The following is an 18,188-nucleotide window of genomic DNA, read 5'->3' as shown; positions in this document are numbered from 1 at the left end:
GCGGCGATCTGTTATTTAGAAGGAAGTGGTTGTGTATAGAAAAAAGGCGTTAGCAGTGGCATTGGCTGCATTACTAAGCAGCAGTGTAAGTGGTGCGAATCAAGCGGATGTTGCCAACTATTATGAAGATGCAAACCGCTTGTTCTACTCTGATGACTTGCCAGGAGCGATGATTCAGCTCAAGAATGCCTTGCAACTTAATCCAAAACACCTGCCTTCGCTGATCCTCTCGGGTGATATTCTTCTAAAAGAGGGTGATGCAGCAGCGGCGGAGTATGCATTACGCCAAGCACAAGAGTTTGGGGCGGACCCCTCTTTGTTGGTGATCAATCTTGCAGAATCCTATCTGCAGCAGGGCAAATACCGCGCGTTGGTTGAAGATATCAATGCCGACGATATCAGCCCCACCGAACGAGTGCCGCTGTTGGGCTATCAGGCAGAAGCGTTAACGGTTTTGGGAAAATTTACCGATGCGCACCTCAAAATTGAATATGCCCTTAGCTTAGAGAATAACGCTTTGTTACCTAGCTTGGCTGAGGTAGCGTTATTACTAAAAGAAGGTAAGCGTACCGACGCACAAGAGAAAGCCAAGCAGCTGTTAATGCAATACCCCGATGATCCGCGGGCGTGGAATAGCCTAGCCTCCACGTTACATGCCTCGGGGAGGTTGAGTGAGGCGTTAAAAGCTTATAGCAAAGCGCTTGAGCTAGACCGCGCTCATGTGGATGCGCGAGTGGCGAAGATAGGTATTTTGGTCGACTTGGACCGTAAAGGTGACGCCAGAGCTGAGCTTGATGTACTAAAAGAGGTCGCTGAGCATGAGCCTCGTGGCGCTTACTTTCGAGGGCTTTTACTCGAAGATGAAAATGAAACTGAATCTAAAGAGAGTTATCAGCTAGCGGCGCAAATTATCGACGCGGTTCCAGAGCAGCGCCTTAAATTGGACGCTAGGTTGCTCATGTTGGGGGCTTTATCTCATTACGCCTTGGCTCAGCTAGAAGAGGCAAGAAGCTATCTCGAGCTTTATCTGAGAAGAAACACGACCGATGTGGGTGCACGTAAGCTATTAGGTGATGTTTTGCTCAAGCAAGATGTCCCTGAAGAGGCGATACGTGTGCTTCAGGCGGCAAGGGCGTATGCTTCGCGAGATCCAGCCTACTTGAGCTTATTAGCGGCAGCCTATTCGGCCACTGGCCGTGACACGCAGGCTGCGAGCATATTGGAAGAGGCTGTTGGGCTGTCACGTAACTTAAACTTGCAAACCCAGCTTGCGCAGAGCCGTATTAAAGCAGGTAAGAGTGTCGCTGAGGATATCGAACGACTACAGAGCTTATATGAGAAGAATCCATCTCATCAGTCAGGTGTTGTGCTGCTGGTTCATTACTTGAACGAGGGGCTTATTGATCAAGCCCAAGCTATCGGTAAAACGCTTGTCGCTAATTCACCCGATAATGCAACCTATCAGAATCTCTATGGTGTGTCGTTACTAGCGGCTGGGCAGTTGGGTGCAGCGCGCCAACAGTTTGAGCATGTCTTGTCCATCACTCCAGCGTTTCTACCAGCAAAGATAAATATCGCCAAAATAGACACGCTAGAGGGCCAACTTCTTCAAGCACGGGAGTCGCTGTTGGCGCTAAATCAGGCGGAGCCAGAAAATGTTAAGGTCGTCTTGGAGTTAGCTCGTGTGGAGGAGGCTGACGGTAATATTGCCGAGGCGCGTAAGTGGGCGGAGAGAGCAACAAGTATGCAGAGCGGCCACCTAGAGGCGTCGCTCTATCTGGCTGATATTCTTGTTGCACTGCAAGCCTATGAAGAGGCTGAGAGCGCGATCCGCGCAGCTGTACATGCAAACGGAAACTCTCTGGAAGCTAAGTCGGCGCTGGCTCAGATTCAGTTTATTCAGCAAAAGAATAAGGCTGGCTTAACCACGTTGAAGACGATGGTGAAAGATGCTGGGTTTGATATTGACGCCCTCTATAAAATTGCTCGTCTACAGCTACGGGCGGGGTCGATCAAAGATGCGCAGTACTCATTGGCTAAAATCCTGCAGGTCGATAGCCAAAATTATCAAGCGTTAGTTTTGATCACTGAGCTACAGAGCAAGCAGGGGCTATTTAATGATGCCCAAACCAGTTTAGATCAGTTACGCGCGGCATATCCTCAAAACCCCGTTAGTGCCAAACTGCAAGGGGACCTTTTCCTTGCACAAGGGCGTCTGCCTGAGGCGGAAACAGCGTATCGTGAAGGCCTAGCTCTTCAGCCTGTGGACTCTCTGGCGGTGAGCTTGGTGCGCACATTGCAGCAGCAAGGACGTATCGATGACGCACTGTCCGAAGCCGCGAAGTGGCGCGATGCCATGCCTGAAAGCTTAATCTTAAAAGCTACCGAAAGTGAACTGCTGCTTCACAAGCACAACTACCGTGGCGCTGTTGTATTGTTGGCTGAGCTTTTAAAAGCGCAACCCGATAACGTGTCGTTGCTTAACAATATGGCTTACGCACTTTCTCATCTTAATGTGGGGGAAGCGCTAAAGTTCGCAAAGCATGCTTATGGTTTGGCGCCAGAGAATCCGTTGGTTACCGATACCTATGGTTGGTTATTAGTTAAAAATGGCGATAGAGAAGAAGGCTTAAGGTATCTGCGTGAAGCGGTTTCACGTGCGGCGAACCGACCTGAAATTCTTTACCATCTAAGCTCTGTGCTCGCTGAACTTGGCCGTGATGCGGAGGCGAAGCGTTATATAGTGAAAGCGCTAGCCAGTGATTTACCTTTTAGTGAGCGGCATAAAGCAGAGAGATTAAAAGAACAGTTGTTTGAATGATGTTAATAACCGGTTGTTTTTATTAGATTTAATTTCTTTTAATAAAAAAGTTATTGTTTGAATGCTGTATTTTGGCTAGAATTTGCGCAAGTTTTAAGTGAGCTGAAAGATAGCGGCTTGATTAGCTGTCTTGAGTCAACCAGCTGGTTTAGATTCATGATCTAGCTATATGAACTTTTATTAATACTTTGTTCATCTCGCTAGCTTAAGCTATCACACACATAGTTAGTATTTTAGCTTGTTGAGATACCTGACTTTCGTGCGTGCACATTCGCTAGCTTAGGAATAGTCAGCTCGTTTAATTGATAACCGTTTAATAGTGTAGGAAATGGATATGTTGTCACTGTTCAAAAAAGTGGGTGTATGTGCGTTCGCATCGTTGATTAGTGTCGGCGCTCATGCGGCTGTCAGTTGGGACTTTACAGGCAGCGCCGAGCGTATTTCGACCGTTACCGGTGGTTCTTATGAATGGTCAGGCAGCGATGGTTCTGTTGTGACGTTATCGGCTTGGAACGCGGTTGGTCACAACGATATACAAAGTGCGAACCATGTATTCGGCCGTAACCCTTGGGGTTTAGTCATCGACCAAGATGGTTACCCATGTGGTAGCAATGGTGGTTGTTCAGGCGGTGACTCGCATTATATCGATAACGGAAAAGTACAAGAATTTGTACTGTTTGACTTTGGCGATCAAGAGTTCTCCCTAGAGTCGTTCTATAACGGTTCAGTGGGCAAAGACTCTGACGTTACTGTGCTCGCTTACACAGGTAACGGTGATCCTACTCAGAACATCTCTTCGCTGAATGTTAGCGAATTGAGCTCCAATGGTTGGGGTGTTATCAGCCATCACTCCAACACTGGTTCTGGCTATGAAAGCGCCAACAGTAATCTTAACAATGTCTTCTCGAGTTACTGGATTGTTGGTACCTACATGTCTGCCGTGGGTGCGGGTGGTGATTATGTAGGTGACACTGCCTTTGATAGTATCAAGTTTGCGGGCATCACCGGTGAAGTACGTACACCAGGCCCAATCGGCAGCCCTCACACAGGTGTTCCATTACCAGGAACGCTTGCTCTGATGTCACTAGGGCTCGTTTTCGCTGCTCGCCAGCGCCGCCGCAAAGCTTAGACTTAGTAAGTATGCATAAAAAAGCGGGAGTTTACTCCCGCTTTTTTGTTTTCAGCCTAAAGCCCTCCACTTCAGTAGGTGGTTATGAGTTTTGCTCAGTAGACCGCTGTTTCGACAGTGCCTGCCTGAATATATCTGCTGACTTTCTTACCGAATCCGCGGCACTTGCTACTTTCACCGGATGGAAGGTGCTGTGATCAAATTAAGCCACACAATGAATCTGGAACCCGCTCCAAAGAAAACTTCGTGACGCTCACAAATGCGGTGGCTTGGTACCGCTATTCTTTCTTGAGGTCCTGAATCTGCGCAATATAGTCAGATGAAGGGCGAGTACGAAGCGTTACGTAAAGTGTCGGTGCAAAAGAAGTGCATGTTTGAAAATAAGACGCTCGATGAGCGGGTTAAAGAGAAAGTAAAAGCGTCAGAAGAAAAAGAAGAGCAGCGGGCGATGCCTTATGCGATGTAGCTATGCTGCTTTGTGGCAGATCCATTAAAAAATCTAAAAGGGAAGTCGTCCCTGACCTAGAATGCTCTTTTAAATTAGACTGACATGACGCATACGTCAAGCTTTTCAAACAAGAGTTTTAAATAAGCTTTACATTTGCAAATTTAGACTATAATTGAAGGGCATCGCTGTTACATCCCGACGTTTGAGGCGCTAGATTAGCGCCTTTTTTATTGCACGTTTCTACTGAAAGTTTGCCCAGCGCTGTGCGAGTTTTGCCGTTGCGTTTTCGAGGCTCACGGGGGTGATGACACCCTCTGTATTTGTGCTAATGAGCCCCAGTGTGGTCAGCTTTTCTAAGGCGTCATCAATCTCAAAATCGACTACAGCTTGCCATTTATCGCTCAGCCACTGCTCAATGGTGTGGTCGAGCATCGGGCGCGACATCGGCGCCTGCGCGGTAAGCAAAAAGTAATAAGCTAAAATCGCTTCTTTGCACTCTTCCTCTTCTGCTTCGTCCAAGAGGCGGTGAAATACGCCAGCGTTGTTATCTAAGTTCTTAAAATACAGGTTCTGTGTCAGCTTCTGAACAAACTTCAGCTTGCGGTTCTTGAAGTTGTTAAACTGCTTCCAGAGATAACTCCCTAACGCTCCTAGCCCAGCGAGCAGTGCGACTAACGCGGCTTGGTTGAGCTCAACAGGTCGGCTATGCAAACCTAGCCAGAACCCCAGCAGCGATCCGATCAGCACTAGGCTGGCGCCCAGCTTAGTCGTTACCACTAAGCCACCGCTTACCGCGGCGGGAACGCCAATCATTAGCTTGTCGATCAAGCGCATTCGAACCTGTGTATTTGGGAACAGCATCTCCAAATCTGCTTTGGGAACATTTTTAAACAACTTCAAAATGATCCCCCCTGGTGGCAGGTTAAATGTCTCTGCGCGTTCGGTGGGCAAGTCTTCACGGATGCGCAAATACAGGGCGACCCGCTCATAATTAGTGAAGGTCAGCGGGGCAGATTTAAGCCCCCAGAATTTGGGTACCGACTCCGTCTTTTCGTGCTCGCCACGTACATACAGTACAACCTCAGCATAGTCAGAGAAATCAACTTCTAAGCGTACTTTGAACAATGAATCTTGAGAAAGAGCATCCTCGATCACGCTTTGGTTGAGAGCTTCATAGTTCGCCTTTTCCAATAGCTGGCTTAACAATGTTGGAAATGGGGTGATCTCTTCTGCCATCGTTGCAGGCAGTTCGACGGCGAATGTGTCTCGGTCGGGGTTGATGCTGCTAAAGCTATCCTTCATCGCTTCTTTTTGCGTTAGAAAAAGCACATGAAAGAGTTGCTGAATCTGTGTGGCAACATGACGAAACTGCTCTCGTTCCTGCTGGTTTAATCCGTTAGATACTAAGCACATCTCGATAATGTCTCTTTTTCGGAACGGAATAAAGCGAAGAGGTTTGAGTGTTTTTCTATTCATATTGGCAGACGTTCAGTGTTTTTCGTAACTCATGAGGCTGCGCAGTATAAAACAGGGTAGAGAAAAAACCGAGTACAAAAGTATCTATTTTCGTGGTTAAAGCGGCTCTGTTTGTTGCGCTGCACAATATACCTTAGTATAATTCTACCTGATTCCAAAGTAGCAGTATCCGCTTTGAATAGTTTTGACTAACTCGTGCTCTAGTGAGGTACACATGGCTTCGAAGATCCGTGATTTTGAGGATTGGGTCGACGTGCAGGAAGCGCTACTCGACACCTATGTTGAAAAGGTGTTTGAGGCAAAAAATATTGATGATTGGTTTAGTGCAGCGCATTGGTATATGGATGCAGTGATGACGACTTATGCCGACCAAAGCCGCCAGCTGTTTCAAAGTGCGGCCTAATCAGTATATCTGAGGGGCGTTTTAGCCCCTTTCTTGAAACAGGCGTTCGCCCTGTTGATCAATCATTAGCTTCGCTTTGCGGAAAGTTTCTTGAGCACATAGCTCTTCGGATGGCAGGAGATCTGCTCTGATAAAGGTATGCTCTTTCTCCTGAAAACGAATAAGACCGTTGATTCGATACTGTCCGCCCTCTGCGGCAGGTTCTGCAATAATTTCGTAGTCTTCATATTGCTCAGTGTAGCGTGTTGGCTCTGGTGGTGTGCTAGCACCGCTAAACATAGCTTTAAGTGAGTCAAACAGTCCCATTAAATCATCTCTATATTTGATTGAGTTTCGAGTATAGCGTTATTGGTCTTATGCTTGCCATCTTATTGAGCGGTGTAAAATGATCGGTATTACGCACAGACTAGGTTCAAGAGTTATGAGATTAAATTTAGGCTTAAACGGATGATAGAGATTACGCCGCGCGTCAGTATTGGGGAAGATGAGGTAAGCTTCTCCGCGATTCGCTCTCAAGGTGCAGGAGGGCAAAACGTCAACAAAGTCGCAACGGCGATTCAGCTGCGTTTTGATATTAAAGCATCCTCTCTCAGTGAAAGCGTCAAGCAGAAACTACTAGCGTTATCTGATCGACGTATCAGTCGTGAGGGCGTGGTTGTCATTAAAGCTCAGCAGTTCAGAACGCAAGAGAAAAATCGGCTTGAGGCGGTTGAGCGGCTGCGTGCATTGATAGCGGCAGCGCTGGTGGAACAGAAAAGACGAGTGGCAACACGGCCGACAAAAGGCTCGCAGCGCAGACGCATGGATAGCAAAAGTTTACGGGGTAAAACAAAACAACTGCGTGGTCGGGTGAGCGATTACTAGGCAAGGGCAGAGCGGTGTTTATGGCGGCCTTCTCAGCCCCTATCTAGCTTAGCGTCAAGGGTTTGAGGGATGCGTATTAATAAGTTAAAGCCATCGTCATCGTCTAGTTTTAATCGCCCCTGCAGTTGTTTGGTGACGATGTTATAGACAATAGACATTCCTAGACCACTGCCTCCTTTACCCCGTTTGGTTGTGTAGAAAGGCTCGAAAATACGCAACCTCTCCTCATCTGATAGTCCCCGTCCGCTATCTTGATATCTCAATAAAACGCAGCCTTCATCAAGCGTTGCCGACATGCCTATTTCGCCACTTTGCTGGTTAAAGCCGTGGTTGGCTGAGTTCAAAATAAGATTGGTGAGCACTTGGTGAATCGCTCCGGGGTAACTGGTGAGTTCGATCACGTCAGGAACGTCAATGCTGAAGGTAATATTCTGCTTTTTAATCTGCGGAAAAATCGTCTGGATGGAGGAGTGTATGTACTCGTTGAGATTAAAAGTATGAATCGTATCGTGGCTTTGATCGGTGGATATGAGCTTGAAGTTAGAGATCAGGTCGCTTGCTTTAATAATGTTCGTATCGAATAGGCTGCTTGCTTCCTCAACATCGTCTAAAAAGCGTTTTAGATCTGACTGCGTTAGTGTGCCTTGTTCCATTTTTTCGCGGACTGAGGCGACACCATCGCTTTGCACACTCGCAGCGGTACGGCACACACCGATTGGTGTGTTTATTTCGTGCGCGATGCCCGCGACCATATCACCAAGTGCCGCCATTTTTTCTTTTTCGACGAGCGACTCTTGGGCGGCTTTGACATCAGCAAGTGATTGTTCAACTTGGCGTGTACGCTGTGTTACGAGCAGCTCTAATTGCTCGTTATAGATTTTGTCCATCTCTAGCAGTCGGTCGCGCTCCTTTAGCAACTGCCTTAGCTCTTGCTGAGTCGCTTGCAAGTGCTCAATCGCAACGTTTAGATTGTTGCGCATGATGTTTAAGTTCTCGACGACAGAGTCAATTTCATCTTTCTTGCGTGTATGTCGAGGGTGGCTCAGGCGAAGTGGTTGGTCGATACTGCGCACCGATAATTGGCTCAGATAATCGGCAATGCTCGTTAATGGGCGAGTGACGAGAACGTAGATCAAAATAAGAATAAACCCAGAGACGGCGAAGGTTTTCAAAGCGTTGCTAAACAAGATAACCCCGGCCTTGTAGAGCAACCGGTTGTAGATATTGTTGATGTTAACAGCAATATTAAGCTGGCCTAAGGCAATGGGTTCCGTCCTGCCGGATTCGTATATCAAAGGCAACGTGTGTAGGTGGTCTTCGCTAGCAGGACGAGAGCCAGCCTCATATTCTACGCGCCCATCTGCTGTGATCGCGACCCACTCGATATCGGGTAGAGTGCTGAGCCCCTGTAACTGCACCGCGAGCTGGTCCTCATCAAGAGACCACAGGCTCAATGTAATGGTGTTGAGATAAGACCTCTCGATATCTGAGACTTGGCTGTTAACGCGAGTTACATCTTCGTTGTAGTCCATAAATAGCTGGATGGAGCTGGCGATCAGCGTAAAAAATGAGCTAAACAGCACGATCAATAAGACGAATCGCCGCCCCAAAGTACTTGCGAACACACTAGGTAAACTCATCACGATCTGGTTTCCCCTATGAATGGCTAGCTATTCGTGAAACCGGTCACAGATATCCATGACAGCATCGACGTTCGCCAGCAAAAGGTCAACGAGTTCTGGGTCAAAGTGCTTTCCGCGCTCAGAGACAAAGTAGTCTAAGGTCTCCTCTAGCGACCAAGGTGCTTTGTAGCAGCGTGTATGGAGAAGTGCATCAAACACATCTGCAACTGCAGTGATCCGACCCTCGAGAGGGATCTCTATACCACGCAGTTGGCGCGGATATCCCTGGCCGTCCCAGCGTTCGTGATGGCACCCAGCAATGGTCGCTGCACATCGGAATAGAGGTTTGTCGCTGTGCGATAGCATCTCCTCCCCAATGGTGGTGTGTTGTTGCATCACTTCCCACTCGTGTGAATCGAGACGCGCGGGTTTTTCTAATATCGCATCGGGAATGGCAATCTTACCAATATCATGCAGTGGCGCGGCTAAACGCAACGACTCTACGAACTGATCAGGTTCACCGTATTTTGCGGCAATGAATGCCGATATCTCTGCAACACGGCGCACATGAGCACCCGTCTCTTCAGAGCGTTTTTCGATCGCTTCGCCCAAAATGCAGATCAACTCAGACTGAACAGCGTTGAGCTCATCTTTGGCCATCAGTGTTTGATAGGTCGCCAGAGCGCCGCTGCAAAACAGGTCCAGTGCATGTAACTCATCTTGATCGAGAGCCTGTGTGCTAGCTAGATAAAGGAAACAATTATTTCCACTGTGATCTTTGCTAAGCGCTGTGTAGCCAAGACCGGTTCGGCCTGACTGTTGTTTAACGAGGGTCGTCGTGATGGCGTTTGCTAGATGTTTGGGAAGGTCGGCAGCAGATACTGCAGTGAGACCGGTATAGGTATCCGAGGTTTTTTGGTCATTGGCCCTTGTTAATTGAAGGTACGCTTCACTATCCCCAAATGGGATTTGCGTAATGAACTGAACCTCTGAACAGTCAATGCCCAGTGCTGTTTTTAGCGCTGACTCTGTCATGTCAGGTAGTAGGGGGAGGCTCGGTGTTCTGCTGACCTCTCGTAATGCTGAGATAGTCGCTTCTAGTCTTAGCCGTTGTTTATGTAGCGCTAAAATATCTTGATAAGCCCTCAGTGCTGAGTGCATAAGGGTTTTGAGCTTAATATGAGTTAGCTCTGTTTTGGCTCTGTAATCGTTGATGTCATAGTGCGCTATGACGTGCTCCTCGGGTGCCTGGCCTGGTTGTCCTGTACGCACCACTAGGCGGGTGATGGAGTTGTTTAAGTGCTCTCGTATATATTCGATCAGCTTGAATCCCGCGTCTTCGGTCTCCATCACAATATCGACCAAGGCAAGGGCTATGCTGTTGCCTTTGGCGTGGAAAACGGCTTTTGCCTCTTCACTTGAGTATGCATGCACCAACTCGATAGGGCGGCCTGCGCATTCCAGATGACGCAGGGCCAGACGGGTAATCTGGTGAACACTCTCTTCATCGTCAACGATGAGGACGGTCCAAGGAGGCGTCGGTGGCAGTGTGTCAGCATCCGTGCTTTCCGGTGCAAAGGGAAAGGCTTGCGTCGACATAGGTGCGCTCCGTTGTTTTGCTCGTACCCTTCAGTGTAGTCGAAACAAAACGGATAAACGCAAGCGAGCTGCAGGTAGTGGCTGATATGGTAGTTGGCAGGGTAGGTGTTTGCATCCTAGCGATGCAGCTAAGATGCAAGCAGACAGTGAATAGGTATTAATCAATAGAATCAAGAATTCTTCGTAACTCATTGATTTTAGATGTCATAACTTTTTCTAAATGATCAATGTCGGAGCGGATCTTCTCTTTTGGATCGATTGGGTCGGCCTCATGGCGTGTTGCCTCAAGCTGTTTTAGCTCTTCCAGTGCAGCCAGCAGTTGAGGACTAATACGCTGCATGTTTTCAAACGCTTTTGAGTTTTGGACCTCAAGCGGGACGCCACGACGACCACGGACGAATGTAAACTTCTTACTACGTGAGAGCAGCGAGCCTTTGGGACGTTTATAGTAGATTTTTAACACGTCGGTGTTGCCTTGGTGGCGCAGGGCGAAGCGTTCGATCTGATCGAGTGATTTAACACCCATTTTGGTCAGCGTTGGAAAGTTTGACATGCTAGAAGGTTCTCATATTGCGCGCGACGCATCGCGCAAGGCTCAAAAGACAGATAGTAAAAAACCAGCGAAACCATACCTGATGGCGCTGTAAAGTGTTTGAGCTGAGCGGTCATTACGGCTCAAAAGTAGCGGTGTTGGACGGTTAGATAGGTAACAACCCGTAACGACGCCGCTGGTGGCAATGATAGGGCGCGAGCGGTATCTCTAGCTAGCGCCAGAACTCTTTTTCGGATGGAGCCAGTTACGGCTGTCTAACGCTGTGTAGCAAGAAGCCTAAGGAACTCGTTGAATACACTGTTCTCCAGTGGATGCGGCAGGTCCAACGCGAGGCTGTGGCGGTAGTAGCGGCTCAAGTCGAGACCAAAACCGAGACCAAACAGCGCAATGTTTGGATGCTTTTCCAAGAGCGCTGCGACCATAGCAAGGTGAGCATCAAGGAAATCATCCGGATTATTTTGTACGGTTGCTGTCTCCATCGGGCAGCCATCAGATAGAACGATCAGAATGCGGCGTTTTTCCGGCCTAGCCATCAAACGCTCGGTGGCCCAGAGCAAGGCTTCACCATTCACGCTCTCTTTAAAGATGCTGGGCTTCAACATCGCTGCGAGTGCTGAGCGTGCGCGGCGAATATCGGTGTCTGCATCTTTGTAGATAATGTGCTCGAGCTCAGCGAGTCTGCCCGGGTTTGGTGTGCCCCCCGCGCGCCGCCATGCTTTGAAACTCGCGCCGCCTTGCCAAGAACGTGTTGTGAAGCCGAGTACCTCAGATTTAATATCAGCCAATGCTAGCGCGCGGCATAACACCTCAATAAAGGCGGCAATCGGCTGAATGTGCTCTTTCATTGAACCAGAGTTATCGATCAGAAAGCTCACCACACAATCACTGTGCGGTTTTGCATGTTCTTGCTTAAACACAGCGCGATAACTGGGTGCGGTTACGATGCGGTTGATCTGCGCCGAATCGAGGTATCCCTCCTCCTGCGCATCTGCCCAGTGGTTATGCTCACTGGCGCTGAGTAGTGCGCGAAGTTGGCGAGCCAGACGTGGGATGTTGACGCGTTGGCCGCGAATGGTCTCATCAAGTTGCTCGCGAAGGCTTTCCCGCTGGTGGGGCAAGACCAATTTAGTGGCCTCGATCACGCGGTCTCGGGCATTCGAATAGACTTTGTAATCACTGAGCTGCGCCTGTAGCCTTTCAAAGGAAGCGCTATGAGCATGGCTGCGCAGGCCCGGCAGCAGGCCTTGGTCATCGGTTTCTGGAAACAGGGTCATGCTGCCGCTCGTTAACGTGTCATCTCCGTCGTCTTGCGGTGTTTTATCTGCTTTCGACAGCGCTTCGGTTAACTCGTCAATGACCGCAACAATCCCCAGCGCATTCTGAGCGTATGCGTGTTGGTCTTCACGGGCGCGACGCATACCTGCAAGGTAGCCCCCAATGTGAGGCGCAAGCATCATACGTTGAGGCTCGATAAGGCCCTCGGTGGCCTCATTGACTGGCTGCCCACTTAGGCGCGACCACGCAACTTGCGCGATGGTATAAACGAGCAGGCCAACATGTGACTCTGTTAAGCCAGAGTTGCAAAACTGCGCACACCATGCCTTGTAGCGGTAGTCTAGGTTAGCGGCGCAACCCGGATATTTGTCTCGATCAACAAGAGATTCCACGCGCAGTTGCTCCAGCAACTCGAACAGTAGCTTGCCGGTCTCAGTACTGGGCATCAATGAGCGGTGTAGCGCGCTATCGCTATGTTTAATACGCTGCGTAATACCATCGGCGGCACCACGAAACGAGCTGAAGGTATCGCTATCGAGTTGCGGGTAGAGATGCGGGGCGCGAATGCCCGCCGAGCGCTCGTCGATTACCGCCTCGCGTCCGCGAAAACGAAAACCTGCTGCGCTTGTGGCGGCACGAATGGAGGCCCCACAGAGCTCTTCGACAAACTGTTGCAGTTGGCTTTGCTGCGCTGCCGTTTTCATACTACTCCGCCAAGGCCAGCTTAGGTGCTTGGTGCGCCCATGACTCGGTGAGTTCTTCATCAAAGCAACGTTGATAGTACTCGGCGATCAGTGTTCGCTCCGCTTCATCGCATTTATTTAAAAATGAGAGTCGAAACGCCACCGATGTGTCATGGAAAATCGCGCAGTTCTCGGCCCATGAGATCAGAGTTCGAGGGGACATCAGCGTTGAAATATCATGCGCGGCGAAGCTGTTGCGGGTTAGCTCGGCCACGGCGATCATTGAGCGGATAAGCTTCTCACCTTGCGGGTTATCGAGGCTTGGTACGCGAGCTTTGATGATCTTGGCTTCATCTTCGGCCGGCAGATAGTTTAGTGTGGCGACGATATTCCAACGGTCCATCTGTGCTTGGTTGACCATCTGCGTGCCATGGTACAAGCCGTTACTGTTGCCCAAGCCGACCGTGTTGGCCGTCGCGAAAAGACGAAACTGCGGGTGTGGTGTAATCACTTGGTTTTGATCGAGTAGCGTAAACTTGCCATCGCGCTCCAGAATACGCTGGATAACAAACATGACGTCGGGGCGGCCCGCATCGAACTCATCGAAGATCAAGGCAGTTGGGCGGCGTAGCGCCCAAGGAACGATACCCTCTTGGAACTCGGTCACCTGCTTGCCATCGCGCAGTACGATGGTGTCTTTGCCCACTAGATCAAGGCGGCTGATATGTCCGTCTAAGTTGATGCGTACACATGGCCAGTTTAAGCGGGCGGCGACCTGTTCGATATGTGTCGACTTGCCCGTGCCATGTAGACCTTGCACCATAACACGGCGGTCTTGGCTAAACCCAGCAAGAATGGCGAGTGTTACTTCTGGGTTGAAATGGTAGCCCGGGTCAATCTCTGGCACGTGGTCGTCACGTTCACTAAATGCTGGCACACGCAGGTCGGTATCGATACCGAACAGCTCTCGAACAGAAACACTAATATCAGGCTCGTTAATGCGTATATCAGACATAGATCTGTGACTCCCATACTTTTTAACTGAGTGTACGGCAGTCTTAGAGAAGCGAGTTGGGCCAGATCTAGGGTGCGAATAACGCCAGCTTAGAATGCCGCTCTTAACATTAGGCTTGCGCCGATTCCGATGAGAAGTGCGAAAGCCAGTCTGCGCATATTGGTACTGCTAAGCGGCGGCGGAAAGCGCTTTCCGACCCAAGTGAACAGCATCACCATCGGAATGCAGCAGGCGGAGAAGATCAGCACATCGGCGGTCAGTTGCCCCTGAAAACCAACCATGATGGTGCGTACTGAGGAGCAAGCGAGAAAAATACCAAGCAAACAGATGCGGATGGTTTTTAGCTCAAAGGGTTGGCGATAGAAAAGATACACCAACGGCGGGCCAGCTAAGCTGAAAAGGCCTGCTAAGAAGCCTGATGCCAGCCCCGCACCCATAAAAACCGGCTGTGATGAGGGCTGCTCTAACGGTTCAGGGCGCAGCATGATCAACATACCCCCCACAAAAATCGCTAACCCTAGGGCAAAGTGAAGCAGTGTTTGGTGGGTGCCGCTTAAGAAGGTAAGCAGATATAAACCCAGCGCAAGGCCCGGCACAATCCCGATCATCACGGCACCTACACGGCGACGATCCAGGGCTTGGCGCTCACCCTTGATCGCGGTAAGCCCGTTCACGAGCGTCACTAAACTGATCACCACGGAAGTGAATGCGATGGGCACGAGGTTCAGCATGGTGACTGCACCCATTACAATCATTCCTAACGCAAAGCCGGTCACCGTTTGTACATAGGTTGCTGCAGCAATGATGCCGGAAAAAATGAGCAGGGTTGTGTAGTCCATCATGGTGTTATCTATCTCAATGTAGAGAGCGTCTCTGCCGGATCAGCTCGGGCGCGCATACTAAAGGATCCATGATAAAGCCTACAGGTCCAGTTGCTACGTTAGAGTGAGTCCAGAATTGTGGCACCATCAGCGGCGTTCATTTGGACTATGTCAGGTGAATGGAGTCTCTCTAACATGGCATGATTACTATCTCTAATAACAATTGATCGGACATGCTTGCCGCCGCAGGGCAATGCTCGCTACGCGGCCTCAGGTACCGACTTCCGAATCAGGAGCCTCACATGCAGTTTGAAACACGTAACCCATACACCGGCGAACTTTTGGCCGAGTTTCCAATGCTGTCTAATGATCAGCTGGAGCAGAAGCTTCAGCAGGCTGACTTAGCCGCAGAGCATTGGCGTACCGCACCTTTTAGTGAGCGCTCGGCGCTGCTTAACGCATTGGCAGATAGGCTGGATGCAGAGCGTGAAGCGCTCGCTAAGCTGATCTCACTAGAGATGGGCAAACTGCTACCAGAAGCGCTAGGCGAAGTGGATAAGTGTGCTTTGGCGTGTCGTCACTACGCTGAGCATGCGGAATCTATGTTGCAAGACGATTTAATCGCAACACCGGCGCAGCGCAGTTTAGTCACGTATCAGCCATTGGGTGTGATTTTTGCCGTCATGCCGTGGAACTTCCCTTTCTGGCAAGTATTCCGCTGCTTGGTATCCGTGCTGATGTCTGGCAACGCGCTGTTGTTGAAACATGCGCCAAATGTGCCGCAATGTGCAAAAGCGATTGAGCGTTTGGTCACTGAAGCTGGGGCACCAGAAGGGCTGTTTGCTGAGCTGACCATTTCGGTTGAGCAGGCGTCCGCAGTGATTGCTGATCACCGTGTACATGGCGTTGCCTTTACTGGTAGCGAGGGGGCTGGGCGTAAAATCGGCGCGCTAGCTGGCCAGAATCTTAAAAAGTGTGTGTTAGAGCTGGGTGGTTCCGATCCGTTTATCGTCTTGGATGATGCTGATATGGAAACGGCTGTTGATGTGGCGCTGCGTGCCCGCTTCAGTAATGCTGGCCAGATCTGTATCGCTGCGAAGCGTTTTATTGTGTTGCAAAACTGTGCGGATGACTTCACGTCGCGCTTGCTCGAGCGTGTTGCTGAACTCAGAACAGGCGATCCGCTTGCAGCGACAACGACGCTAGCACCGATGGCGCGTGCTGACCTGCGCGACGGTGTGCATCGCCAAGTTCAGCAATCTCTGGCAGACGGGGCTGTGAACCTAACGGGATGTGACATTGTTGAAGGAGGCGGTTTCTTCTATGCACCGTCCGTTCTTACCAATGTAAAGCTTGGCATGACTGCGTTTAATGAAGAGATCTTTGGTCCGGTGGCGGCGATTGTTACGGCCCGAGATGAGGCGGATGCCATCGCTCAGGCTAATGCAACGCGTTTTGGTCTGGGTGCCAGCATCTGGACGCAAGATGTTGAGAAGGGTGAGGCGATGTTGCGCCAGTTAGATGTGGGGGCCGGGTTTGTGAATGCGCAGGTGGCCAGTGATGTGCGTATGCCTTTTGGTGGTGTTAAAGCTTCAGGCCTTGGGCGAGAGCTTGGAACCAATGGTATTCGTGAGTTCTGTAACGGAAAATCTATCTGGGTAGCCTAACAAAAAGACCGCCCTCGCAATGAGGGCGGTAGCTGCAACGCTAAGGGATGGGAGTCACTAGTGCACAGGGTGTGCAATGTCCTATGCAGGTTATGCGATGCGTTTGAGATCGTCTTTGAGTTCCGAAATCTTGGCACTCATCACTTGCTCGAGTTTCTCGAGTTCATCAATCAATAGCTGCTGTTTGTCTTCTGAAGAGCCTGCAAGTGTTAGGGTGTCCAGCTCACTAAGGATTTTTGGTAACTGTACGCTGTGAGCGTCGGTATTGTGCTGAAATGTGTAGGAGTGGCTTTCTTGATGGGGAAGGTTTTCTTCGTCGTTGAGGTAAATTTTCAACGTTGTTTCAGACTCTTTCTCAGCCAGTCGGTAATGGCTGATGCGCGTTGAGTCGGTAAGACCCATGGCGGCTAGATTTTGAAAATCTGGCATGTCGGCTCCACTTATTTTCGTTGTAGGTTGGTTTAGCCCTGCTCCACAGAGTAAAAAACGACCACTTTAGTGAATAGGGCCAATTCCTTTTATTGTGTGTGGCCAGCTGGCCTAATGCAGTGATTGCGGCTGGATCTAAAGCGGTTGTCTGCGGAGCTCTATAGTCTAAAAAATGATAAAAATAGAGTAAGAGAGGGTTAGCATGGCTACAAAATCATTCGTGAAGATCGAACTGAGTGCTGAGATGGTCGAGCTGTTCGATCGCTATCACCGCTACACGGCAACATCCCCTGAAGCTTATATCGAAGAACTAGTTGATAAAACAAAACCAACGCTCCAAGCGATGGTCGAGGCGATGGATGAAGCCAGTGAAAATCCTGAAAATAGCGATGTGATGGCGATTTTTAGTGAAAAGATGGCGCTAGCAGCGCTCGCTCAAAAGCAGAGCGAGCAAGAAACACTGCAAAGCTAACGCGTTATTGGCCTTTGAATGAAGCGGGACGTTTTTCAACGAATGCGTTAACCGCTTCAAGGTGATCCTCTGTGTTGTGGCACATACCCTGAAATGCCGCACACATCTCCAAAAACTCCGGTAGTTCTGTCTTTTGTGCGCTTTTCATCAATCGCTTCGTCAAGCGCAAAGCTTGAGGAGGCTTGGCTGCAATCTGCTCAGCTAAAGCTTGAGCACGATCCAATAGTTGGTCTGGTTCAACAACATCCAATAATAAGCCGATCTGTTGGGCTTCTTCAGCTTTAACGATGCGGCCGGTAAAGGTCAGCTCAGCGGCCTTTTGATAACCCACTAAACGTTGCAGGAACCAAGCACCACCGTCGCCCGGAATAATACCCAAATTCACAAAGGTTTCGCCAAGTAACGCTTTTGTTGAGCCAATCCGTAGATCACACATGCAGGTTAGGTCAAAGCCTGCGCCAATTGCGGGGCCGTTAACAGCGGCAATCACGGGGACTTCGCACTGATACACTGCAAGCGGAATACGCTGAATACCGCGACGATACTTGTTCTGTACTTCATAGACATCGCCACCAAAGGCACCGTTACGGTACTCGCCATCACGCTCCTGCATCTCTTTGATATTGCCGCCTGCTGAGAATGCAGACCCTGCGCCGGTCATGATTAAGCAGGAAACATCGTCGTTGCGGTTTACCCAGTCGATGGTGGTTAGGATATCGTCAATGAGGTCCGTGCCGGTGAGAGCGTTGCGGACGTCATCGCGATTAAACGTTAAGGTAGCGACACGGTTGCTGAGAACCAAGTGTGCATCTTTGAGTTGTGGTACAGGCAGGCTCATAAAGATATCCATTTATGCTGTTATTTTTGACTCATATTAAGGGTTTTCCTTTACGGGCGAAAGGCTGCATGAG

Annotated in this window: 17 protein-coding genes; 7 read left to right on the top strand and 10 right to left on the bottom strand. The window is 49.7% G+C overall.

The features are described 5' to 3' along the window. The first annotated feature begins 31 nt into the window (after window positions 1-31). The 3 genes from prsT to E4L36_RS17775 all read left to right on the top strand — a co-directional run bounded on the left by prsT (window position 32) and on the right by E4L36_RS17775 (window position 4,416). Entirely contained in the window at window positions 32-2,821 is a 2,790-nt protein-coding gene (gene prsT / locus E4L36_RS02265; RefSeq protein WP_169051450.1) for an XrtA/PEP-CTERM system TPR-repeat protein PrsT, read from the top strand. Between the two features lie 334 nt (window positions 2,822-3,155). Then, window positions 3,156-3,950 carry an exosortase-dependent surface protein XDP1 gene (xdp1, locus tag E4L36_RS02260; RefSeq protein WP_169051449.1) on the top strand — a complete coding sequence of 265 codons (795 nt, stop codon included), beginning with the start codon at window positions 3,156-3,158 and terminating at the stop codon, window positions 3,948-3,950. Between the two features lie 319 nt (window positions 3,951-4,269). Then, window positions 4,270-4,416, top strand: a complete 147-nt coding sequence (locus E4L36_RS17775) for a hypothetical protein (RefSeq protein WP_169051448.1) — start codon at window positions 4,270-4,272, stop codon at window positions 4,414-4,416. A gap of 222 nt (window positions 4,417-4,638) precedes the next feature. On the opposite strand, the gene E4L36_RS02255 is transcribed toward E4L36_RS17775, so the two are convergent. Continuing rightward, a complete protein-coding gene (locus E4L36_RS02255) occupies window positions 4,639-5,874 on the bottom strand; it encodes a TMEM143 family protein (RefSeq protein WP_136678905.1) in 1,236 nt (411 codons plus the stop codon). 214 nt (window positions 5,875-6,088) lie between these two features. On the opposite strand from E4L36_RS02255, the gene E4L36_RS02250 reads away from it, so the two are divergent. Further along, the gene (locus E4L36_RS02250; protein WP_127692925.1) at window positions 6,089-6,277 is read left to right on the top strand and encodes a hypothetical protein; all 189 of its coding nucleotides are present in this window, start codon (window positions 6,089-6,091) and stop codon (window positions 6,275-6,277) included. Window positions 6,278-6,298: 21 nt separating this feature from the next. On the opposite strand, the gene E4L36_RS02245 is transcribed toward E4L36_RS02250, so the two are convergent. Continuing rightward, the gene (locus tag E4L36_RS02245; RefSeq protein ID WP_136678903.1) at window positions 6,299-6,583 is read right to left on the bottom strand and encodes an HlyU family transcriptional regulator; all 285 of its coding nucleotides are present in this window, start codon (window positions 6,581-6,583) and stop codon (window positions 6,299-6,301) included. Between the two features lie 141 nt (window positions 6,584-6,724). Between E4L36_RS02245 and arfB the strand changes: the two genes are divergently transcribed. Continuing rightward, entirely contained in the window at window positions 6,725-7,141 is a 417-nt protein-coding gene (gene arfB / locus E4L36_RS02240) for an alternative ribosome rescue aminoacyl-tRNA hydrolase ArfB (RefSeq protein ID WP_136678901.1), read from the top strand. Between the two features lie 32 nt (window positions 7,142-7,173). On the opposite strand, the gene E4L36_RS02235 is transcribed toward arfB, so the two are convergent. The 6 genes from E4L36_RS02235 to E4L36_RS02210 form a co-directional block, all read right to left on the bottom strand. Then, on the bottom strand, window positions 7,174-8,781 hold the full coding sequence (locus E4L36_RS02235; protein WP_136678899.1) for an ATP-binding protein: 1,608 nt from the start codon (window positions 8,779-8,781) through the stop codon (window positions 7,174-7,176). A 30-nt stretch (window positions 8,782-8,811) separates the two neighbouring features. Then, window positions 8,812-10,362: an HD domain-containing phosphohydrolase gene (locus E4L36_RS02230; RefSeq protein ID WP_136678897.1), complete on the bottom strand. Its 1,551-nt coding sequence runs from the start codon at window positions 10,360-10,362 to the stop codon at window positions 8,812-8,814. Between the two features lie 157 nt (window positions 10,363-10,519). Continuing rightward, complete coding sequence (locus E4L36_RS02225) at window positions 10,520-10,915, bottom strand: DUF3461 family protein (RefSeq protein ID WP_136678896.1); 396 nt, start codon at window positions 10,913-10,915, stop codon at window positions 10,520-10,522. A 254-nt stretch (window positions 10,916-11,169) separates the two neighbouring features. After that, a complete protein-coding gene (locus E4L36_RS02220) occupies window positions 11,170-12,894 on the bottom strand; it encodes a cobalamin biosynthesis protein CobT (protein WP_169051447.1) in 1,725 nt (574 codons plus the stop codon). Window position 12,895: 1 nt separating this feature from the next. Then, complete coding sequence (locus E4L36_RS02215; protein ID WP_127692932.1) at window positions 12,896-13,888, bottom strand: AAA family ATPase; 993 nt, start codon at window positions 13,886-13,888, stop codon at window positions 12,896-12,898. A gap of 89 nt (window positions 13,889-13,977) precedes the next feature. Beyond that, window positions 13,978-14,730 (bottom strand): sulfite exporter TauE/SafE family protein, encoded by a 753-nt coding sequence (locus tag E4L36_RS02210; protein ID WP_206064484.1) that lies wholly within the window; start codon window positions 14,728-14,730, stop codon window positions 13,978-13,980. Window positions 14,731-15,011: 281 nt separating this feature from the next. On the opposite strand from E4L36_RS02210, the gene E4L36_RS02205 reads away from it, so the two are divergent. Next, window positions 15,012-16,376, top strand: a complete 1,365-nt coding sequence (locus tag E4L36_RS02205) for an NAD-dependent succinate-semialdehyde dehydrogenase (RefSeq protein ID WP_136678892.1) — start codon at window positions 15,012-15,014, stop codon at window positions 16,374-16,376. 90 nt (window positions 16,377-16,466) lie between these two features. Here the strand turns inward: E4L36_RS02205 and E4L36_RS02200 are convergent, their stop codons facing one another. Beyond that, the gene (locus E4L36_RS02200; protein WP_136678890.1) at window positions 16,467-16,805 is read right to left on the bottom strand and encodes a DUF3461 family protein; all 339 of its coding nucleotides are present in this window, start codon (window positions 16,803-16,805) and stop codon (window positions 16,467-16,469) included. A 202-nt stretch (window positions 16,806-17,007) separates the two neighbouring features. Between E4L36_RS02200 and E4L36_RS02195 the strand changes: the two genes are divergently transcribed. Continuing rightward, complete coding sequence (locus E4L36_RS02195; protein ID WP_127692935.1) at window positions 17,008-17,277, top strand: hypothetical protein; 270 nt, start codon at window positions 17,008-17,010, stop codon at window positions 17,275-17,277. 4 nt (window positions 17,278-17,281) lie between these two features. On the opposite strand, the gene E4L36_RS02190 is transcribed toward E4L36_RS02195, so the two are convergent. Beyond that, window positions 17,282-18,115: an enoyl-CoA hydratase-related protein gene (locus tag E4L36_RS02190; RefSeq protein WP_136678887.1), complete on the bottom strand. Its 834-nt coding sequence runs from the start codon at window positions 18,113-18,115 to the stop codon at window positions 17,282-17,284. Window positions 18,116-18,188: the final 73 nt, after the last annotated feature.

This window comes from Neptunomonas sp. XY-337 (assembly GCF_004959845.1).
Lineage (GTDB): Bacteria > Pseudomonadota > Gammaproteobacteria > Pseudomonadales > Balneatricaceae > Neptunomonas > Neptunomonas marina.
Note: the sequence above shows the minus strand (reverse complement) of the source record. Positions and strands in the feature narration are given on the sequence as shown.